This window comes from Vibrio aerogenes, assembly GCF_024346755.1.
Classification (GTDB): Bacteria; Pseudomonadota; Gammaproteobacteria; order Enterobacterales; family Vibrionaceae; genus Vibrio; species Vibrio aerogenes.
The window spans coordinates 3,567,475-3,589,496 of the sequence record NZ_AP024861.1; the positions used below are offsets into that span (position 1 = coordinate 3,567,475).

17 protein-coding genes and 5 tRNA genes are annotated in these 22,022 nt (G+C 43.5%); 11 read left to right on the forward strand and 11 right to left on the reverse strand.

The window, feature by feature from the left end:
• The first annotated feature begins 18 nt into the window (after positions 1-18).
• Both queG and OCV29_RS15915 read left to right on the forward strand, forming a co-directional pair.
• Complete coding sequence (gene queG / locus OCV29_RS15910) at positions 19-1,137, forward strand: tRNA epoxyqueuosine(34) reductase QueG (protein ID WP_073605996.1); 1,119 nt, start codon at positions 19-21, stop codon at positions 1,135-1,137.
• 116 nt (positions 1,138-1,253) lie between these two features.
• The gene (locus tag OCV29_RS15915; protein ID WP_073605995.1) at positions 1,254-1,745 is read left to right on the forward strand and encodes a hypothetical protein; all 492 of its coding nucleotides are present in this window, start codon (positions 1,254-1,256) and stop codon (positions 1,743-1,745) included.
• 840 nt (positions 1,746-2,585) lie between these two features.
• Here OCV29_RS15915 and OCV29_RS15920 read toward each other — a convergent pair.
• From OCV29_RS15920 to orn, 6 genes are all read right to left on the reverse strand, one after another.
• A tRNA-Gly gene (locus OCV29_RS15920) sits at positions 2,586-2,661 on the reverse strand.
• Between the two features lie 13 nt (positions 2,662-2,674).
• Positions 2,675-2,751 (reverse strand) — tRNA-Met (locus OCV29_RS15925).
• A 39-nt stretch (positions 2,752-2,790) separates the two neighbouring features.
• A tRNA-Gly gene (locus OCV29_RS15930) sits at positions 2,791-2,866 on the reverse strand.
• A 13-nt stretch (positions 2,867-2,879) separates the two neighbouring features.
• A tRNA-Met gene (locus tag OCV29_RS15935) sits at positions 2,880-2,956 on the reverse strand.
• A 39-nt stretch (positions 2,957-2,995) separates the two neighbouring features.
• A tRNA-Gly gene (locus tag OCV29_RS15940) sits at positions 2,996-3,071 on the reverse strand.
• A gap of 125 nt (positions 3,072-3,196) precedes the next feature.
• Positions 3,197-3,742, reverse strand: coding sequence for an oligoribonuclease (gene orn / locus OCV29_RS15945; protein ID WP_073603684.1), 546 nt, complete (start codon positions 3,740-3,742; stop codon positions 3,197-3,199).
• Positions 3,743-3,896: 154 nt separating this feature from the next.
• On the opposite strand from orn, the gene rsgA reads away from it, so the two are divergent.
• From rsgA to OCV29_RS15985, 8 genes are all read left to right on the forward strand, one after another.
• A complete protein-coding gene (gene rsgA / locus OCV29_RS15950) occupies positions 3,897-4,958 on the forward strand; it encodes a small ribosomal subunit biogenesis GTPase RsgA (protein ID WP_073603683.1) in 1,062 nt (353 codons plus the stop codon).
• An 83-nt stretch (positions 4,959-5,041) separates the two neighbouring features.
• A complete protein-coding gene (gene asd, locus OCV29_RS15955; protein ID WP_073603682.1) occupies positions 5,042-5,899 on the forward strand; it encodes an archaetidylserine decarboxylase in 858 nt (285 codons plus the stop codon).
• Between the two features lie 116 nt (positions 5,900-6,015).
• The gene (locus OCV29_RS15960; RefSeq protein ID WP_175561537.1) at positions 6,016-7,317 is read left to right on the forward strand and encodes a S1 family peptidase; all 1,302 of its coding nucleotides are present in this window, start codon (positions 6,016-6,018) and stop codon (positions 7,315-7,317) included.
• Positions 7,310-7,666 carry a hypothetical protein gene (locus OCV29_RS15965; RefSeq protein ID WP_073603680.1) on the forward strand — a complete coding sequence of 119 codons (357 nt, stop codon included), beginning with the start codon at positions 7,310-7,312 and terminating at the stop codon, positions 7,664-7,666. The genes OCV29_RS15960 and OCV29_RS15965 overlap by 8 nt, the downstream gene beginning before the upstream one ends.
• A 182-nt stretch (positions 7,667-7,848) precedes the next feature.
• Positions 7,849-9,264, forward strand: a complete 1,416-nt coding sequence (locus tag OCV29_RS15970) for an SLC13 family permease (RefSeq protein ID WP_073603679.1) — start codon at positions 7,849-7,851, stop codon at positions 9,262-9,264.
• Between the two features lie 101 nt (positions 9,265-9,365).
• On the forward strand, positions 9,366-10,247 hold the full coding sequence (locus OCV29_RS15975) for a DMT family transporter (protein ID WP_073603678.1): 882 nt from the start codon (positions 9,366-9,368) through the stop codon (positions 10,245-10,247).
• Positions 10,248-10,407: 160 nt separating this feature from the next.
• Entirely contained in the window at positions 10,408-11,937 is a 1,530-nt protein-coding gene (gene gpmM, locus OCV29_RS15980) for a 2,3-bisphosphoglycerate-independent phosphoglycerate mutase (RefSeq protein ID WP_073603677.1), read from the forward strand.
• A 137-nt stretch (positions 11,938-12,074) separates the two neighbouring features.
• Positions 12,075-13,214 (forward strand): murein hydrolase activator EnvC family protein, encoded by a 1,140-nt coding sequence (locus OCV29_RS15985; protein ID WP_073603676.1) that lies wholly within the window; start codon positions 12,075-12,077, stop codon positions 13,212-13,214.
• A gap of 29 nt (positions 13,215-13,243) precedes the next feature.
• Here the strand turns inward: OCV29_RS15985 and OCV29_RS15990 are convergent, their stop codons facing one another.
• The 4 genes from OCV29_RS15990 to nudC all read right to left on the reverse strand — a co-directional run bounded on the left by OCV29_RS15990 (position 13,244) and on the right by nudC (position 17,080).
• Positions 13,244-14,212, reverse strand: a complete 969-nt coding sequence (locus OCV29_RS15990; protein WP_073603675.1) for an acetyltransferase — start codon at positions 14,210-14,212, stop codon at positions 13,244-13,246.
• 130 nt (positions 14,213-14,342) lie between these two features.
• Positions 14,343-14,978, reverse strand: a complete 636-nt coding sequence (locus tag OCV29_RS15995; RefSeq protein ID WP_073603674.1) for a TetR/AcrR family transcriptional regulator — start codon at positions 14,976-14,978, stop codon at positions 14,343-14,345.
• Between the two features lie 113 nt (positions 14,979-15,091).
• Positions 15,092-16,168, reverse strand: a complete 1,077-nt coding sequence (gene hemE, locus OCV29_RS16000; protein ID WP_370737189.1) for a uroporphyrinogen decarboxylase — start codon at positions 16,166-16,168, stop codon at positions 15,092-15,094.
• Between the two features lie 135 nt (positions 16,169-16,303).
• Positions 16,304-17,080: an NAD(+) diphosphatase gene (gene nudC, locus OCV29_RS16005; RefSeq protein ID WP_073603687.1), complete on the reverse strand. Its 777-nt coding sequence runs from the start codon at positions 17,078-17,080 to the stop codon at positions 16,304-16,306.
• A 172-nt stretch (positions 17,081-17,252) separates the two neighbouring features.
• On the opposite strand from nudC, the gene OCV29_RS16010 reads away from it, so the two are divergent.
• On the forward strand, positions 17,253-17,741 hold the full coding sequence (locus OCV29_RS16010) for an Rsd/AlgQ family anti-sigma factor (RefSeq protein WP_073603672.1): 489 nt from the start codon (positions 17,253-17,255) through the stop codon (positions 17,739-17,741).
• A gap of 75 nt (positions 17,742-17,816) precedes the next feature.
• Here the strand turns inward: OCV29_RS16010 and rpoC are convergent, their stop codons facing one another.
• Positions 17,817-22,019 (reverse strand): DNA-directed RNA polymerase subunit beta', encoded by a 4,203-nt coding sequence (gene rpoC, locus OCV29_RS16015; protein ID WP_073603671.1) that lies wholly within the window; start codon positions 22,017-22,019, stop codon positions 17,817-17,819.
• Positions 22,020-22,022 lie beyond the last annotated feature (3 nt).

Here is a 22,022-nt window from a genome sequence, read left to right on the forward strand (position 1 = left end):
TTTATCAGGTGTCATAAGATGAATTATCAGGTATTAGCTGAGAAAATAAAGGGCTGGGCCCTTGAACTCGGATTTGAAAAAGCGGGTATCTGTGACGTTGATCTAAGCCGGCATGAAACTGAACTCCAGCGATGGCTGGATGCAGGTTATCATGGGGAAATGGAGTGGATGGCCAGACATGGTATGATGCGGGCCAGACCGGATGAACTTCTCCCCGGAACCATTCGGGTCATTAGTGTCCGGATGACTTACCTCCCCCCCGAAGCTAAATTCTCCCTGGATTTATCGACTCCGACTCACGCCTATATCAGCCGGTATGCTTTAGGGCGTGATTACCATAAGCTACTCAGAAACCAGCTTAAAAAACTGGCAGAAAAAATTAAGCAAGAAACAACATCATTAAATTACCGGCCATTTGTTGACTCTGCACCAATTCTGGAACGCCCGCTGGCAGAAAAAGCAGGACTGGGCTGGACAGGTAAACATTCTCTGATTCTCGATAAAGAGGCTGGCTCATGGTTTTTTCTCGGGGAAATATTAGTTGATATCCCTCTGCCTGTTGACCAGCCAGTTGAAAATCAGTGTGGCTCTTGTAAAGCCTGCATAACCTCTTGCCCGACCCAGGCAATCGTGAGTGATGGCGTGGTGGACGCAAGACGCTGTATCTCCTACCTGACCATTGAATACTCCGGCGTAATTCCGGAAGAATTCAGAGAAGCGATTGGCAACCGTATTTACGGGTGTGATGACTGCCAGCTGGTCTGCCCATGGAACCGCTTTTCACCACTAACCGGACAACCGGATTTTCATCGCAGAAAAGTATTAGAAACTCCGGATTTAACAGAGTTGTTTCTGTGGGATGAACAAACATTTCTCAAAAATATGGAAGGTTCTGCAATCCGCAGAATTGGTCATCTGCAATGGTTAAGAAACCTTGCGGTTTCAATGGGCAACGCGCCTTACTCAGAAGAGCTCACCCTGGCTCTGGAGCAACGACTCGGGCTTTCCGAAATGCTTGACATCCACATTCATTGGGCGATATCACAGCAAAACAAAAAGCAAAATATCAGTCATCAAAACCGGAAACATGATCGTTTAATCCGAATTATACAAAAAGGCCTCACAAGAGACGCATAACAAGCATGCGAAACGCTCAGCCAGTCATGAAAAGGAACCATCGCCAGACCAGACTCAGGTAAAAACTGTCTATACTTTTTGATAAATGACACGAAACAACTGATTCTGGCGTCAAAATGAAAATCCAGCACATCCTGTTTACCGGCCTGATGATCTTTCTGGCAAGCTGTTCAGCTTTTGCCGATCCCGGCAATGCAAGAATTTTGCTGACAGGAACAAACCTGAACATGGCATCCCCTCAAGAACTCACAGTCAAGAATTTAGAATCAATGTTTAGCCTCGTGACCCTTGATTTATACAACCCGTGGGAAAAGAAAACGGATAAGTACACAGGCTTTTGGATGACAGAATTTGTAACGAAATTGGCGAAACCCGGACTCAGAACACTGAACTTCAAAGCTATTGATAATTATCAGGTTGATTTTACTGAGAAAGACTGGACAAAATTTAAGATATTGATTGCAACACGAGTCAATAACCAATATCAACCAGTGAGACATAAGGGACCGATGCGGCTTATATATGCTGACTATGATTCATCGAACATTGAGCATGAGTTAACCCTGACCAAGTGGATGTGGATGATTAAAAAAGTTGAATTTAAGTAAGGTGGCACAGTCAATTTCAACCATAGAAAAAGTGGATTCGATTCGTTTTACCTGTAAGGCTATTTAATTTCAAAACCCCTTGCAGTCAGAGAACTGGAAAATTTTGTAAACCACCAGTACCAAAATGTGATTGAACCACGACTTACAGATGATAGTGAAAAATAATTTCAGTATAAAATTTCATTTCTTACAGACAGCACATCAAAAGATAGTTCATCAGATTAACTATGTCTTTTTAGTAAAGAGTCAGAAACCTTAGTGTCACCACCTGTATACACTTAGATTCAGCTAAATCCGGAGCACATAGCCCATACAAATAAAGCTCACCTGAAACTATCACTTCTCTTAATCACATCATCATGTGGAAAAAACTTTCAGTACGACCGATTTTTTTACTCAGATAAAAGTTAATCACACAACATTGACATGATAAAGATCAATGCACATCACCTAAAAGATCAAATGCACATAAAGATCAATTCCCGGAAAACTTTAAAATATACATTAAAAACAATAACTTAACGATAAATAGCATGAAACGCTACAACTCAAATACTTTACAAGATCTTTTGCTAAGCAGCTTTTTTATATACTCAAATACAGATTACCCACGATGTTATCCACAAAAAAAAACTGTGGATAAGTCTGTTAATTAATGATGTAGATAACACGTGAATTACTGACGGAACATCATATATCTGAGTGTATGATAAACAGATGAAACGCAGTGATAAGTAAGGTGTGAATAAATTTAATAACTACAGGAACGATGCTTCGCAGCATGAAGGAAATAACGATAAATCAGTCTACATTAAAAATCTGACTAATTACAATATCAGATGGAGCGACATACGAGGTTCGAACTCGTGACCTCAACCTTGGCAAGGTTGCGCTCTACCAACTGAGCTAATGTCGCATCAATATAAATTTGGTTGCGGGGGCCGGATTTGAACCGACGACCTTCGGGTTATGAGCCCGACGAGCTACCAAGCTGCTCCACCCCGCGTCCGTCATTATCAATAACGATTGATAATAATTTGAAATCTGGAGCGACATACGAGGTTCGAACTCGTGACCTCAACCTTGGCAAGGTTGCGCTCTACCAACTGAGCTAATGTCGCATCAATGTAAATTTGGTTGCGGGGGCCGGATTTGAACCGACGACCTTCGGGTTATGAGCCCGACGAGCTACCAAGCTGCTCCACCCCGCGTCCGTTATTATCAATAACGATTGATAATAATTTGAAATCTGGAGCGACATACGAGGTTCGAACTCGTGACCTCAACCTTGGCAAGGTTGCGCTCTACCAACTGAGCTAATGTCGCAACAAACAACGCTTTGTGCTGTTTAGGGCTGCGAATTATAAGAGCATTTTTTTGTGATGCAAGTCTTTATCGCAAAAAAAGAGATTTTTTTCATTGATTGAACAAAAACCATCCAATTATGGACTTTAAATGCTGAAAACTGTTTGACGATAATAGTGAAGTTCAGCAATTGATTCGCGAATATCATCCAGAGCCTGATGACTTCCCTGCTTAGAAAAACCATCAAGAATTTCTGGCTTCCAGCGTCTGACGAGTTCCTTAAGTGTACTCACATCCAAATACCGATAATGGAAATAAGACTCAAGCAACGGCATATGTTTCACCAGAAAACGTCTGTCCTGACCAACGCTGTTACCGCAAATGGGGGATTTCCCTTCCGGCACCCATTGCTTCAGGAATTTAATTGTCTGCTCAACCGCAATTTGTTCATCAATCTGACTTTTCCTGACGCGTTCAACTAAACCACTTGCGGTATGTGTGTTGGTACACCATTCATCCATTTTCTCCAGCTCTGATTCTGGTTGATGAATGGCAAATACAGGCCCTTCAGCAAGGATATTTAACTCACTATCCGTTACAATCGTTGCAATTTCGATAATTTTATGAACTTCAGGATTCAATCCTGTCATTTCTAAATCAATCCAAATCAAGTTTTGATCGTTTATTGACATAGATACTTACCTGTACAGGTTTAACAATAAAAAAGGTACTATACCCAAATTAGACTGAGTGAGATAGTTTGAATCTGCCCTCTTTAACTATGGCAGATTTATTCTTCACCATGAGCAATACACATATTCCTGAAAAAGTGAAAAGTAATTCATCGTGGCAAAAAGAAAGAATTTAACCAAAGGTCAGGTCCGGCGAGTCCGTCATAATCAAACCAAACGATTACAGAAAGAAACTTCTGTAGAATGGGATGAAACCATGCTTGGCAGTCCAAGACCCGGACTGATTATCAGCCGTTTTGGACAACATGCAGATGTTGAAGACACTGAAAATCAGGAAGTTCACCGTTGCAATCTTCGCCGCGGAATCGAAACACTGGTTTCCGGCGATCAAGTGATATGGCGTCCGGGGCTGGAAAACATGGCTGGTATTGCCGGCGTCATTGAAGCTGTAGAACCCAGAAAGTCCGTATTAACCCGGCCAGATTACTATGACGGACTCAAACCGGTAGCTGCCAATATTGATCAGATGATCATTGTCTCCTCTGTTGTACCTGAGCTATCGTTTAATATTATCGATCGCTACCTGATCGCAGCTGAAACGCTGGGAATACACCCGGTGTTAGTTTTAAATAAAATTGATTTACTCCCGCCACCAGAGCACTCAAAACTAACAGATATGTTTCGCGTTTATACTGAACTCGGCTATACATCTCTTTTCGTCAGTAAAGAGTCAGGTGAAGGCATTGAAGCGCTTGAATTGCTTCTGAAAGACAGCACCAATATTTTTGTTGGACAGTCCGGAGTTGGCAAATCAAGTTTAGTGAATGCGGTCATCCCCAAACTTGAGGAAGCAGTTGAAGAAGGAAAGATTTCCGAAAACTCAGGCCTTGGACAGCATACAACCACAGCAGCTCGTTTGTACCATATCCCGACAGGCGGAAATTTGATTGACTCTCCGGGAGTCCGGGAATTTGGTTTATGGCACTTATCTGATGAAGAAGTCACACAAGCGTTTATTGAATTCAGACCATATCTGGGAGGATGTAAATTCAGAGATTGTAAGCATAAAGACGATCCCGGATGTCTGATTCTTGAAGCCCTGGCGCAAGGAAAAATAAATCCGGTCAGGTTTGAAAACTACCATAAGATACTGGAAAGCCTGAAAGAGAACAAAGCAAACCGCCAATATTCGAGAAGCAAGCGGGCGGATTTGTAAAACACATCATATGGTTAAAAAACATAAGTATTTAGATTTTTTGTTGATTATTTTATATGACATCCTTTTTGGGAATGATATTTATGGATAAATTTAAAGTTGGTCTCCAGTACTGGCTGCCTCAACACACTCTGACCCGACTTGCAGGAAAGCTGGCTTCCGCAAAAGCCGGCTTTTTGACAACGGCGATGATTCGGCTGTTTATTAAACAGTACAACGTCAATATGGATGAAGCGCTTCATCCCGAACCTGAGCATTACAAAACATTTAATGATTTTTTTGTCCGGGAATTAAAGCCTGAAGCCCGTTCTGTTGCGCCGGAATCATCAGTGCTCACTTATCCCGCCGATGCCTGTGTCAGTCAGTTTGGTCCAATTGTTGAGGGCAAGCTGATTCAGGCGAAAGGGCATACTTACTCCGTATCAGAATTATTAGGCGGCGATTCCGGACTCGCGGATAAATTTACGGATGGTGGATTTGCTACATTATATCTTTCTCCGCGCGACTATCACCGGGTCCATATGCCTTGTGATGGCACGTTGCAGCAGATGATATACATTCCGGGCGACCTGTTTTCCGTCAATCCTCTTACTGCAGAGAATGTCCCTAACCTTTTTGCCAGAAATGAGCGATTGGTTTGCATCTTTGACACTGAATTCGGGCCGGTTGCTCAGGTACTTGTCGGTGCAACAATTGTAGGCAGTATTGAGGTAGTCTGGGCAGGAACAGTCACACCGCCCCGCGGCAATACGATATACCGCTGGACTTACTCGCCAGAGGGGGAGAAAGCTGTCTTCCTGAAGAAAGGTCAGGAAATGGGCCGCTTTAAACTCGGCTCAACAGTGATCAACTTATTCGCAAAAGACGCCGTGCACTTTGACGACATGATGAGCAAAGATATCCCGACCCGTATGGGTGCAAAATATGCGCACCGGGCATAATGCGATGACATATCAAATCCATATGCTATATTACGCATTTGATACTTAAACTCTTAACCAGTACGAATGGCTGTTTAATGCCTGATAATATTTCCGGGAAAATTCAAGGGCCCAAAATGAAAAGTAGTTTATCGAACATTGCATCAGTCAGTGTCGCTTTGTGCGTTTCTCTGGCATCAATATCTGTTCATGCCGCATCAGCAGATTCCTCACGCATCATTAATGGTACAGAGTCAGTAAAAGGTGACTGGCCATTTATGACAGCAATCATCACCAAGGGCAAGACAGCCAGCAGAGGGCAATTCTGTGGTGGTAGTTTTATTGGTGGACGTTATGTGTTGACAGCGTCCCACTGTGTCAATCATAGATCTCCGGACGATATTGAGGTCTCAGTTGGTATCCATGATTTATCAAACGAAGATACCGAAGGTCAGCGTGTGGGTGTTCAGGCCATCTATATGCATGAAGACTACGATGCAGAACTAACAGACAATGATATTGCAATTATTGAACTTGACCAGGCAATTACAGCGACCAGCATTCCGCTTGCTTCAAACACTCTCGTTGATTCACTGGAAACAAGTAACCCGGATCTGACGGTCATGGGATGGGGGAATCTGTCAACCACATCAACAGTTTATCCCAATGTTCTGTATCAGGTGGATGTTCCCTATGTCGATCGCAGTACCTGCCAAAATATAGGTGGCGATTATAGCACCGTGGGAGAGGATGCCATTTGCGCCGGTTATGCAGAAGGAGGAAAAGACTCCTGCCAGGGCGATAGTGGGGGTCCACTGCTTTATAATGATAACGGCACTTACAAACAAGTGGGAATTGTGAGTTGGGGAGATGGCTGTGCTCAGCCAAATGCTTACGGTGTCTATACTAATGTTGGTTATTTCAATCAAGGATGGATTGCACAGCATACTGACGGGGTAAGTTACACCCAGAACAAATATTTTATCAATTCTGATGAAGAGCAATATACACTTCAGTTCCCGGTTCGGAACTACAGTACTGAGTCGTTTGATATTACCAATATTACGCTGCCGGCAGGTTTTACATTGACAGAAAATACATGTACATCGACACTTGCAGAAAATGACAGCTGCCAGCTCACTGTTCAGGTAGATGTAGCCACGGCAACTGCATCGCCCAGCTATTCATCTTCTACATCAGCAACATCCAATGGAACAACCGTTACAACTGAAACAAAACGTTCTACCATTTCAGTGACAACGGATCATTCCCAATCTCCGGAATTAGAAATGAACACGTCGTTCATTACAACAAGCAGCTCCGCCGCCACCACGACAACTACGTCATCAAAATCAAGCGGTGGTGCTTCATTAGGCTTAGGACTATTCGCAGTTTTTGCGTTCATATCCAGAAGAAGAAAGGTCAGTCGTTATGCGTAAATTATGGACATTACTCTTTATGGGAGGCATTGTAATGGGCGTTTCATCCTGCTCTGCTGACCCGGCAAAGGGAGAACTGATCCCTTTGGAAAGCTATCAAATTAATCACAATATGCTGACATTCAAAGCACAATCAACCGGATGTACTCAAAGTAATTACTTTGTTATCCGTACCGATAAAGTTGATAACAAAACAGCGATGATCTCTGTTTTACAAACGACTCAGGACAGATGTAAAAGAATGCCTTTCTTCGATACATTCTCGCTGCCGTTAGATAATGAACTGCAGAAAAAGGAGATAAAACTGGCTAACCCGAAAGCATCCCCTTTTGTGAAAAGAACAAAGTAATTCATATTCAGGAGAAGGCAACTTTGCCTTCTCTTTTCATGCCGCGATCATGCGTATATTTGATCAGCACCAACAATCGGTTCTTTTTTTAGTATTCACCTCAAAAATATTAACCTTCTCCGGGATCAATCTGACTAAATTCATTATCTTCTTTTTAGTGAATAATGATTGCGAGATTTCCTATGCCAGCCATCAGCCTGAAACAATTCATTAAACTTATATTGTGCTTTCTGCCTCCACTGATTCTTTTATGGCTGCCGATGGATAGTATACCCATTCCCGAACTGACCCTGATTCAGCACAGACTTCTGGCTATTTTTCTGTTAGCGGCATTACTTTGGGTACTTGAGCCGGTCCCTGTTTTCGCCACATCAATTTTAATCATTACTCTGGAACTGATAATGATTTCAAATAAAGGCCTGCACTGGTTCAGACATCCACCAGAAGGACATGATTTTGGCACACTGATTTCGTATACGGATATTTTCAGTGCATTTTCATCACCAATCATTATTCTGTTTATGGGAGGATTCGCTCTGGCTATTGCCGCCTCCAAATATGAACTTGATAATAATCTCGCGCGGGTTTTACTCAGGCCTTTTGGCAAGCAACCCAAGTTCATTATGCTGGGACTGATGCTGATCACCGCCTGTTTCTCAATGTTCATGTCAAATACAGCAACAACAGTGATGATGCTTGCCTTGCTCGGCCCGATTGTTGCCTCATCACAAGCCGGCGACAAAGGTATCAAAGCACTTGTGCTTTGCATTCCTGTTGCTGCAAATACAGGAGGGATTGCAACGCCAATTGGGACTCCCCCAAATGCAATCGCACTTCAATATCTGACCGGAGAAAATTCCATCAGCTTTTTATCCTGGATGATGATGGGTCTCCCGTTTGTATTTATACAACTGACTCTCGCTTGGTTCCTGCTGCAAAAGCTTTTTCCTTCAGCACAAAAGCAACTGACTCTGAACCTCGAAGGCGAATTTGGTAAAACATGGCAAGCGATCACGGTTTATGTGACTTTTGCAGTCACCATACTGCTATGGATGACAACATCACTTCACGGAATGAACACCTATGTTGTTTCTATTATCCCTCTGGCTGTATTTACGTTGACCGGTATTATGGGAAAAAATGAGTTAAAGCAGATCAACTGGGATGTTCTCTGGCTGGTTGCCGGAGGAATTGCAATCGGGATTGGCCTCGAGAAAACCGGATTAGCACTGGCGATGGCAAACGCAATTGACTATCAGAGTTTATCGCCATTACTGGTCATTATTACGCTGTCTCTTGTATGCTGGATTATGGCTAATTTTATGTCCAATACAGCGACAGCAAACTTACTCATGCCAATCGCAGCAGCGATTGGGAGTTCCATGACCAGCCTTGCATCTATGGGAGGACTCCAGGGATTATTGATTGTTGTCGCCTTTTCCGCATCACTGGGTATGATTTTACCGGTGTCTACACCACCAAATTCCCTGGCCTACTCTACAGGACTGATTGAAAGTAAAGATATGGCTAAAACGGGTGTGATTATTGGGACAGCCGGGTTACTGATTGTTTATATTGCCGCAATGATTCTGACCTGAAAACAGTCGTGCATCTGTCAAAATAAACCTTTTGCATTCTCATCAACTTCAGGCATATTGGAGCCCTTTTCCAGCGCTTTGAACAATGAGGCAATGAACATATGGGGTATGAGTGGTTCGCACTGGCTGCGGCTTTTTTATGGGCGGTCTCCAGTTTACTGTCTGTGATTCCTGCAAGACACTTAGGATCCTTTTCCTATAGCCGATGGCGCATGGGATGTACATTCATCATGCTTTCATTCATGGCGCTCATCACCGGTGGCTGGGCTACTGTACAACTTCACGATCTTATGCCCATGGCATTATCCGGGCTCATCGGTATTTTTATTGGTGACACGGCGCTTTTCGCCTGCTTCAACCGCATGGGGCCGCGTCAGGCTGGGTTGCTATTTTCATGCCATGCAGTTTTTTCAGCCATTCTGGGCTTTTTCATTTTCGGCGAAACCATGACAATTCATGAGCTACTCGGTGCTCTGCTTGTTTTTTGTGGTGTCGTGATTGCAATTTTCTTCAGAAAATCCAATCCCAGAGAACTTGAAACAGTTCATGGAAATATCTGGGTGGGCATATTACTTGGATTACTCGCTGCGCTATGTCAGGCGCTGGGGGGAATTCTTGCAAAGCCCGTGATGCAATCCAGTACAGATCCTGTTGCGGCTTCAGCGATCAGAATGATTGCAGCTTTTGCCGCACACGGCATATTATGCCTGACCGGAACACACATTGCGAAATCTGTATTACCCATCACCTTCAGGATTTTTGGGATCACACTCCTCAATGCATTTTTGGCAATGGCTGTCGGAATGACTTTAATCATGTACGCATTACAGGACGGAAATGTCGGCATGGTCGCCCTGTTGTCTTCGACAACCCCGATTATGCTACTGCCGGCTTTGTGGTTATATACCAAACAAAGACCGAGCCGTTTTGCCTGGTTTGGTGCTATGATTGCTGTTATCGGTACGGCGATACTTGTGTACTGAATATAACAACATAATAAGCAATGGTGCAGATATCAATACGAAAATATTGATTGATTTGATAGGGATAATCATTGATCTTACCCCTCATCACATGTCATAAAGTGTAGTAAAATTACATTAATTTATTAAATTTAGTTTTAAATTTGACGAGGTCAACAGTATGTCAACGAAGAAGCCCATGGCTCTGGTCATTCTTGATGGTTGGGGTTACCGTGAAGATAATGATAACAATGCTGTCAATAATGCGAATACACCAGTCATTGACAGCCTCTTAAAAAACAACCCAAATACTCTGATTTCTGCTTCAGGAATGGATGTGGGCCTGCCTGATGGACAGATGGGTAACTCTGAAGTCGGCCATACCAACATTGGAGCGGGCCGGATCGTTTATCAGGATCTGACCCGCATTACCAAAGCAATTGCTGACGGTGAATTCCAACAAAACGAAGTGCTGACTGCGGCGATCGATAAAGCAGTCAAAGCAGGGAAAGCAGTTCACCTGATGGGGCTGATGTCACCTGGCGGCGTTCACTCTCACGAAGATCATATCTATGCTGCGGTAGAACTTGCAGCCGCGCGTGGCGCTGAAAAGATCTATCTTCACTGTTTCCTTGACGGACGTGACACACCACCACGCAGTGCAGAAAACTCTCTGAAAAAATTCGATGAATTATTTGCAAAACTGGGTAAAGGAAGAGTTGCTTCTCTTGTTGGTCGTTACTATGCCATGGATCGTGATAACAACTGGGACCGCGTAGTAAAAGCATATGATTTGCTGACACAGGCGAAAGGCGAATTCACTTCTGAGTCCGCAGTCGCCGGTCTTCAGGCAGCTTATAGCCGTGATGAAAATGATGAGTTTGTCAAACCAACAGTCATTCAGGCAAATGGTGAGGATTCAGCAGCCATTAATGATGGCGATGCCGTTCTGTTTATGAACTATCGTGCGGATCGTGCACGTCAGATCACCCGGACGTTTGTCACGGACTTTGCAGGATTTGAAAGAGCGAAGTTCCCCGAAACTGATTTTGTGATGCTGACTCAATACGCTGCTGATATCCCTCTTGCATGTGCTTATCCACCAGCATCGCTTGCAAACACTTATGGTGAATGGCTAGCCAAAGCGGGTAAATCTCAGCTTCGTATTTCTGAAACAGAAAAATATGCACACGTGACATTCTTCTTTAATGGCGGTGTGGAGGATGAGTTTGAAGGTGAAGAGCGTCAGCTTGTTGCATCCCCGAAGGTTGCCACTTATGATCTACAGCCTGAAATGAGCTCTGGTGAGCTGACCGATAAACTGGTCGCAGCCATCAAATCTGGTAAATATGATGCCATCATCTGTAACTATCCGAATGGCGATATGGTTGGTCATACTGGCGTTTATGATGCAGCAGTTAAGGCTTGTGAAGCCGTTGACCATTGTATCGGTCGTGTTGTCGAAGCCATTAAAGAGGTCGATGGTCAGCTACTGATTACAGCAGACCACGGCAATGCTGAAATGATGGTTGATCCTGCAACAGGCGGCACCCATACGGCACACACAAATCTGCCGGTTCCGCTCATTTACGTTGGAAGCAAAGATATTCAGCTGAAAGACGGTGGTAAATTATCCGACTTAGCACCTACCATGCTGGCGCTGACAGAGACTGAAATACCGGAAGAAATGTCAGGCAAACCATTATTCTGATTTTCATCCCGACTTGATCAGCCCCGTGGTAAACGGGGCTTTTTTTTAGAAATATGACAAAATTTTAAATTTCAATATCGTTGATTCTATAGCTTTCTGTATACTGTGATACATATTCTGAGAGATATATAAGAAAAATGAATCAGACCGTCATCGACCGAACATTTATCAACATACCCATACTATTTTCTCTTTTTTGCATCTTACTGATCGCATTTCCTTTGACCGTATTCTCAGCACCACAGCAAGAACTTCAGGGAGTAAAGACAGAGATCTCCCGGCAACGCACTTCACTGGACAAACAATCCAAACAATTAGACAAGCTGCAAAGTACTTTAAAGCAGCAGGAACTCAGTATCTCTTCTCTTGAAAAACAGATCGCTACAACCAAAACATTACTGAGTAAGTCAAACCAGAGTCTGGCAAAAACTGAACAAAAAATTCGTCTTATCGAACAAAAAAAACAGAAACAAGAGAACCAGCTCGGACAGCTGTTACATACCTATTACATGCTTCATAAAAAAAATTCCGCTGAGTATCTGTTCAAAGATGATCCGAATGATGATCGAATCAGGCAATATTATCAACATCTGGCAAAAGCCCGAATCGAAATCATTGAACAGCTGAATAAAACAACACAGCAACTCTACAATCATGAAAAACTCGGCCAGCAAGAACGGGATAAAATTAAGTCTTTGCTATCACAACAAACAGCCAGACATAAGAAACTACAAAATACTCAATCAAAACGACGGACAACATTAAAAAAAATCAAATCCAATATATCCAGCAACAAAAATTATCTGGCTGAACTGCAGCGAAATGAATCCAGACTTAAAGCAGAAATGGCTAAGGCAACCAAACGCAATATTGTACCAATGAAAGGATTAGCCAGCAGAAAAGGGAAACTGGCATGGCCGCTAAAAGGAAAACTGCTTCACAGATTCAGAACAAGGCAGACAGGTCAGGTACGCTGGAAAGGTATTGTCATTAGTGCTTCCTATGGTCAGTCAGTCAAAGCGGTCTATCCGGGGACAGTTGTCTTTTCAGATTACTTAAGAGGATATGGTCTGGTTGTGCTAATCGATCATGGAAAAGGGGATATGACCTTATATGGATTCAATCAGACTTTACTGAAAAAAGAAGGAGATCGTGTTTCAGCTGGCGAAAGAATTGCCCTTGCCGGCGATACAGGAGGACAACCAGTGCCCTCATTGTATTTTGAAATTCGCCGCAACAGTAAAGCAGAAAACCCATTAAGCTGGCTGGCAAAATAAAAACTCAGCTCTCATCTCAAATATCAAAATCAGACGGATTTTCCTGAGTAATAGGACTCAGTCCGGGCAATAAACCGCTCTAAAATGTGTTCCGGCAACGCGTTTACACCAGCGGCCGCTGCTCTGCCCCCACCCGTGGGAAAATCACTACAAATATCTCCGGCACCCTGTTTATTATTCAATGGTGCCCGCAATGATATCCGGAATGAAGTATCCTCATTTCGGGTCAAAATGATATGAGCCCGGTCAGGAAACTCATTCGCCAGATAATTACCGAAAACACCACTGATACGTCTGGAGAAAACTGCGTCGGGTAATTCAATAACACTTAAATACCGGCTGTTATATACAGGCATCAGTTCAGAGACAGCCTGAAAATCGCTCTGATAACCGGTCCTGAGCGAATAAAACGGAGAGGATAAGTCCGATATCACTTCAAATGGAGATTCATACTCCATCAATAGCTGATAGAGCTCAGCCGGATGGTAATGTAAATCATCAAGATGATGACCATAACCATTATAATTCAGTAGTATTCCTAACTCTTCCAGCTGTTTGGCTTCTTCTGACGAGTAACCAGCCAGAGAAGACAGTCGCTGAGCGACTGCGTTCAGGTTATCGCCAAAGGCTGCTGTAATTGCCCAGGAATGATATTGCCCCTGAAGATACCGATCAACAATCAATGCTGTACATATGTTGGCATCTAAGTCGATGTGCGCTTCGAGCTTATCTGAAACCGGAATATCACCACTCTTATGATGATCTGCATAAAAAATTTGCTTAGCCTGCGGCAAGAGACGGTGAAGTCCTTGCTGATTCTTTTCCATCGAAATATCCAGGACTGTCAGCGTATCACCATCGGAGACGTCAACAGTATCGAGTAACCGGATATCACGTTTAACGCCTGTCACCAGCACAGAATCTTGGGGGTGTGCCTTACGGAGCTGCAATAAAGACAAAATGCCATCAGCATCGCCATTAAATATATCGAAATGCATTCGCCTGAACTATCTCATGTTATAAAAGACTAAAGCTAGCAGTGATTAACTTTCACCAACAAGAATAAAAGGTTATATCTAATTCGCAGACCACGACATGAACTGCCAAATTGAATATATTCCATTCACATTATTGGTGCATTGCAATCACCCCTTCTTCCAATAAGGTGAGTTGTTCTAATCCCTGAGCTGTTGCTCTGGGTTTAACCATCGCAATCATTTGCAACATGCCCTGAAGAATAACCTCTTCAGTCACCTCAGTTTTTAATGACATCGCCGTTCTGTAATTGAGCCAGCTTGCAGTTACCATATGTAACGTCGTCACAAATGACTGCATGTCATCATCTGAAATCGTAATGAGTGACATTTCAGTGAAGACACAGATAATCTGCACAAGATTATGGCGCAGTTTATTCTGAACCAGAATATAGTCTTCATGTAACTGTTGATCTTTCTGTAAAATTTCCGGCAGATTGGCGTAAAAGAAACGATATTTCCACATCAGTGTGAAAATAGAATCGAGATAATGGCGCAACAAAGCAAGGCTTTCTTTATCCTTATTTGGGGGGGAGAACCTTTCAAGCAGTTCTGTCGCATAGAGTTTGAATATTTCTCTGACGATTTCCTGCTTATTCCGGAAATAATAATATAAGTTGCCAGGGCTAATCTGAATATGTGCAGCAATATGATTTGTTGTGATCGTTCGTTCACCCTGTTCATTAAAAAGTTCTAACGCTGCAGATATGATTTTTTCTCTTGTTTTCACGACTATAAATTTACAATATCAATAATAATTTAATTAAAAAATAAACAAGCCTGAATCAATATGTTTAGTTTATTTTTCAGGCACTGTTATGCTCTTACATCCCCATCCATAAACTAACGATGATAAGCCTGAGATAGTTCATGAACTGAATTGACAAATACTGCCGCATTCTCTGGTGCAACATCTAAGTGGATACCATGCCCCAGATTAAAAACATGCCCGGTCCCTTGCCCGTATTCAGCGAGAATATGGGATATTTCTTCTCTGATACGTTCGGGGGATGCGTAAAGAATCGATGGATCCATATTCCCCTGTAAAGACACTTTATCACCAATACGGGATCTGGCTTCCTTCATATTAACAGTCCAGTCCAGCCCCACAGCATCACATCCTGTTGCGGCAATTTTCTCAAGCCACATCCCACCATTCTTCGTGAATAATGTTACAGGGATACGATGTCCCTGATAATCCCGGATTAATCCATCAACTATTTTATGCATATATTGCAAAGAAAAGAGCTCGTAGTCACGTGGCGTTAAAACACCGCCCCATGTATCAAAGATCATCACCGACTGAGCACCTGCCTGAATTTGTGCATTCAGATAGTCAACAACGCTCCTGGCCAGCTTTTCAAGTAATGAATGTAGCATTGCGGGTTCTGCATACATCATTTTTTTTATTTTGGTAAAAGCCTTAGAACTTCCACCTTCGACCATATAAGTCGCTAGGGTCCAGGGACTACCAGAAAACCCAATCAGAGGAACAAGCCCATCCAAATCAACGCGGATTCTTCGGACCGCATCCATCACATATCTCAGTTCATGTTCAGGATCCAATGTCCCAATACGGTCAATATCAGCCTGATTTTTGATAGGGCGTTCAAACTTTGGCCCCTCTCCTGCTTCGAAGTAAAGCCCTAATCCCATCGCATCAGGAATGGTTAAAATATCCGAAAACAGAATTGCAGCATCAAGCGGGAAACGACGCAAAGGTTGTAAAGTAACTTCTGAAGCAAGATCAGGATTTTTGCACAGAGACATAAAATCTCCAGCCTGAGATCTGAGTTGCCGGTATTCAGGTAAATACCTGCCTGCCTGCCGCATCATCCATACCGGAGTTCGATCGACAGGCTGTTTCAGCAATGCCCGTATATAGCGATCATTCTTCAGTTCATTCATACTAATTCCCATTTTCAGACTGATTATTATCAATTAAGGATCTGTAGCTCTCTCGTATTGTCTGATAAGACCAATCTGTACTCAAAAGCTCAACAGATCCTGAGATTTTATCATGAATAACCAGCCAATAGCGGGATTTTCAGACAGTTATCTTTGCCTGATATCACTAATCGTTGCTTCAATCAAAGATCTTGCAATCGTCCCGGAGGGCGCAAGAAGCTCTGGGGTATTATCCGCTTCAAACCAGGCTGCATCACTTAATTCACTATAATCCGGTTTTATAGTTCCTGAATCATAGTCAGCCAGAAAAGCAACCATCATACTCGATGGAAATGCCCACGGCTGACTGCCAAAATAGCGAATATTCTTGACCCTTATTCCTGTTTCTTCATAGACCTCACGCTCTACACACTGCTCCAGTGTCTCCCCTGCTTCAACAAATCCGGCGATCACAGTATATAATCCATTTTGATGCCTTGGATGCTGTGCCAAAAGTATTTGGTTCTCTTTACGTACCGCAACAATGATGCAGGGAAAGATTCTGGGGTAATGAATCGTTTTACATTCCTGACATTGCATTGCATAGTCACGATGATGGAAGTAATTTCTTCCACCACATTGAGAACAAAAACGCTGTGTCCGGGTCATATGTCCATATTGAACCGCCTTGCTGGCCAGCAAAAACAACGATTCATCGAGATGTAGCAGATCCCGCAAAGATATCATCTCAAATGAAGAATCCAGTTCTTCTTCATTGAGCCAATAAACAGGGTGATTCTTATATTCACCAATCAAAATTGCTTCTTCTGCAGGCAGGCCAAATTGTTGTCCCGTTCCGAAAGGTAGTGTGTCTTCAACAGTCCAGAGTGAACTTCCTGAAACAACACACCAATAAGCGTTTCTTGTATCACTATTCTTTAACATGATCACTCCCATGTTATTGCAGTTATCTCATTTTACTGGCAATCTTGTTTCATACCAGAGTTATCATACATACCAGATCATAATCTCTTGTATAAATACTTGAATTGATGTTTACAAACATCATTGCCACAGAAAGATCTCCCTACGGGAACTCGATCATGAGGGCATCGCCATGTTAAACAAATTTAAAAGAACTCAGGAACAGTGGGGTGGCTCTAATGAAGTCATTGATCACTGGCTGGATACCCGACAATCCCTGTTAGTTAAATACTGCAGATTAGTCACGAAACAACCAAACTCAACCAGAAATACCATTTCTGAACTACCAACAATTCATGAGATTCATAGCTTCTGCAGAAGACTTGTCGATTACATCTCAACAGGTCACTTTAAAATTTACGATACAGTAAAAGCCAAGTGGGAATCGACAGGTTTTACTGCAACTGACGATATTAACCGAACTTACATAGCCATAGTAGAAACAACGGATCCACTTCTGAATTTTGCAGATAAATATCTGGATATGAAGGATGGGGATCAATTAGAAAACTTCGATCTGGAGTTATCTGAGTTAGGAGAAGTCCTTGAAGTCAGGTTTGAAGTTGAGGATCAACTTATTCAATTAATCGTAGACAGTTTATCGATTCCACCGGGCGCTTAAACTGACGTTAGGGAATTTTTGTTCAGACATAAAAAAGGCGCCTTACTGGCGCCTTTTACTTATCAGTTTCAAACGTTACTCATCCGATGAAAAACCAGCATTTAACAATGCAGCAAGGTTATCTGTTGCCTGCTCTGCTGATGGGCCTTCTTTCTGAGCTTCACGTTTCGCCTGACGCTCCTGATGATAGGCAAAGCCTGTACCAGCAGGAATCAAACGTCCAACAATCACGTTCTCTTTCAAGCCACGGAGATCATCACGTTTACCTGAAACAGCCGCTTCTGTCAGTACTCTGGTGGTTTCCTGGAAAGATGCCGCTGAAATAAACGACTCTGTTGCCAGAGAAGCTTTGGTAATACCAAGAAGTTCACGTTCAAAACGTGCAGGTTCTTTACCTTCGGCTTCAAGCTCACGGTTTGCAATCTTAACCTGAGCATACTCAACCTGCTCACCAGCAAGGAAGTCAGAATCACCGGCAAAGGTAATTGTACACTTACGCAACATCTGACGAACAATCGTTTCAATGTGCTTATCGTTAATTTTTACCCCTTGCAGGCGATAAACTTCCTGTACTTCGTTCGCAATGTACTGAGTCACAGCATGAATGCCACGCAAGCGCAGAATATCATGTGGTGATTCCGGACCGTCAGCAATGACATCGCCACGCTCCACTTTTTCACCTTCAAAGACGTTCAACTGGCGATGCTTAGGAATCATTTCTTCATAAGTATCCCCACCTTCACGGGTGATCACCAGACGACGTTTTCCTTTGGTTTCTTTACCAAATGACACCGTACCAGTGTACTCAGCAAGAATTGCAGGTTCTTTTGGTTTACGCGCTTCAAACAAGTCAGCAACACGGGGCAGACCACCGGTGATATCTCTGTTACCACCCGATTTCTGAGGAATACGGGCCAGCGTATCACCCACACCAACTTCAGCACCATCTTCAAGGTTAACAATCGCTTTACCCGGAAGGAAATATTGTGCTGGCATATCGGTGCCAGGAATCATGATATCATTACCACTGGCATCAACCAGCTTCACAGCAGGACGCATATCTTTACCAGCAGAAGGACGAGCAGCAGCTTCAGTTACTTCGCTTGAAGACAACCCAGTTAAGTCATCCATTTGACGAGAAACTGTCACACCGTCAATCATGTCAACAAACTGAACCCGACCAGCCACTTCGGTGATGATTGGCATGGTATGCGCTTCCCAGTTTGCAACGATTTCACCCGACTCGACAATATCGCCATCAGCTTTACTCAAAAGAGAACCATAAGGTAGTTTATGTTTCTCTTTAGTACGGCCCATTTCATCAATAATCGTCAGCTCAGTTGCACGGGAAGTGATCACAAGCTTGCCATCTTTGTTTTTAACAAATTTGGCATTATTCAGCTTCATTGAACCTTTATTTTTGGTCTGAATGCTGTTTTCTGCAGCCGCTGTCGATGCTGCACCACCGATGTGGAACGTACGCATGGTCAGCTGTGTTCCCGGTTCACCGATTGACTGAGCAGCAATAACACCTACAGACTCACCCTGATTCACCAGGTGGCCCCGGGCAAGATCACGACCGTAACACTGTGCACAACAACCGAAGTCAGAATCACAGGTTACAACAGACCGTACTTTCATCGTATCGACAGAGTTTTCATCGATAATCTGACACCACTTCTCATCGATCAGTGTATTCCGTGGGATCAGAACTTCTTCAGTTCCGGGCTTCAGAATATCTTCAGCCGCAACCCGACCCAGAGCCAGCTCGGTCAACGCAACTTTAACATCCCCACCTTCGATGTGAGGCATCATCTGAACACCTTCATGCGTGCCACAGTCATGTTCTGTAACAACCACATCCTGAGCGACATCAACCAAACGACGAGTCAGATAACCAGAGTTCGCGGTTTTCAATGCTGTATCAGCAAGACCTTTCCGCGCACCGTGCGTTGAAATAAAGTACTGAAGTACGTTCAGACCTTCTTTAAAGTTCGCTGTAATTGGTGTTTCAATGATTGAACCATCCGGACGAGCCATCAGACCACGCATACCCGCAAGCTGACGTATCTGAGCTGCAGAACCCCGTGCTCCGGAGTCAGCCATCATATAGATGCTGTTAAATGACTCTTGCTGTTCTTCATCACCTTCGCGGTTAATCACAGTTTCAGAAGACAGATTCGCCATCATCGCTTTCGCAACACGATCATTGGTCGATGCCCAGATATCGATCACTTTGTTATAGCGCTCTCCGGCAGTCACAAGACCCGACTGGAACTGTTCCTGAATTTCGCGTACTTCTTCTTCCGCTTCAGAAATTTCAGTGTATTTCGCTGGTGGTACAACCATATCGTCGATACCAACAGACACACCAGACAATGCCGCATAAGCAAAACCGGTGTACATGATTTGGTCAGCAAAAATAACTGTATCTTTCAGGCCCAGCTTACGGTAAGCCTCATTCAACAAGTTCGAAATCTGCTTCTTACCCAGCTTTTGGTTCACAATGCTGAACGGTAGTCCTTTCGGCACAATCTGCCACAACATGGCACGGCCAACAGTTGTATCAACCATTTTTGTTTCAGTGGTAAAATTACCATCTTCATCTTTAACGGTTTCAGTGATACGAACTTTTACCCGGGCATGCAACGCTGCAGATTTTGTCCGGTATGCTTTTTCAGCTTCAGCCGGACCAGAAAGGTACATGCCTTCGCCTTTTGCATTAATCATCTCTCGCGTCATGTAGTACAGACCTAAGACAACGTCCTGAGAAGGAACGATGATTGGGTCACCAGATGCAGGAGAAAGAATATTGTTCGTTGACATCATCAACGTCCGTGCTTCAAGCTGCGCTTCAAGCGTCAGCGGCACGTGAACAGCCATTTGGTCTCCATCGAAGTCCGCGTTATACGCCGCACACACCAATGGGTGAAGCTGAATCGCTTTACCTTCGATCAGAACAGGTTCAAACGCCTGGATACCTAAACGGTGAAGTGTTGGTGCACGGTTCAAAAGCACCGGATGCTCACGAATCACCTCATCTAAAATATCCCATACTACCGGTTCTTCTCGCTCAACCATCTTCTTCGCAGCTTTGATCGTTGTCGCCAGACCACGAGTCTCCAGCTTGCTGTAGATAAATGGTTTAAACAGTTCCAGTGCCATTTTTTTCGGCAACCCACACTGATGTAAGCGAAGGTATGGACCTACGGTAATGACAGAACGGCCAGAATAGTCAACACGCTTACCAAGAAGGTTTTGACGGAAACGACCCTGTTTACCCTTGATCATATCAGCAAGAGACTTCAGCGGACGTTTGTTCGAACCGGTAATCGCGCGACCACGACGACCATTATCTAACAGTGCATCAACAGATTCCTGAAGCATACGCTTTTCGTTTCTAACGATGATGTCCGGAGCAGCCAACTCTAACAAACGCTTCAAACGGTTGTTACGGTTAATCACCCGACGGTATAAATCGTTCAGATCAGACGTAGCAAAACGACCACCGTCCAGAGGAACAAGTGGGCGAAGATCTGGCGGTAACACTGGCAAGACAGTAAGAATCATCCATTCAGGATTATTTCCTGACGCAATAAACGCTTCAACTAATTTCAAACGTTTCGTAATTTTCTTACGCTTGGTTTCAGAATTAGTCGAACCTAATTCTTCACGCATTAATTCTGTTTCTGCATGCAAATCCATGGAAGCCAGCAAATCTTTAATCGCCTCTGCTCCCATTTTTGCAACAAACTCATCACCCCACTCTTCGAGGCGATCCAAATACTCTTCTTCAGTCAGCAGTTGACTTTTTTCCAGGTCCGTCATCCCAGGCTCAGTGACAACGTACATTTCGAAGTAAAGTACGCGCTCGATATCACGAAGCGGCATGTCCATTAACAAACCAATACGGGATGGCAGTGATTTCAGAAACCAGATATGTGCTACAGGAGAAGCCAGTTCGATGTGTCCCATTCTGTCACGACGAACTTTCGTCTGTGTCACTTCTACGCCACATTTTTCACAAATGACACCACGGTGTTTCAGACGCTTATACTTTCCGCAAAGACATTCATAGTCTTTCACCGGTCCAAAGATACGCGCACAAAACAAACCGTCCCGCTCTGGTTTGAACGTTCGGTAGTTAATAGTTTCAGGTTTTTTTACCTCACCATATGACCAAGAACGAATCATATCAGGTGAAGAAAGACCGATTTTGATTGCATCAAATTCTTCAGTCTTATGCTGTGCTTTCAGAAAGTTTAATAAGTCTTTCACAAT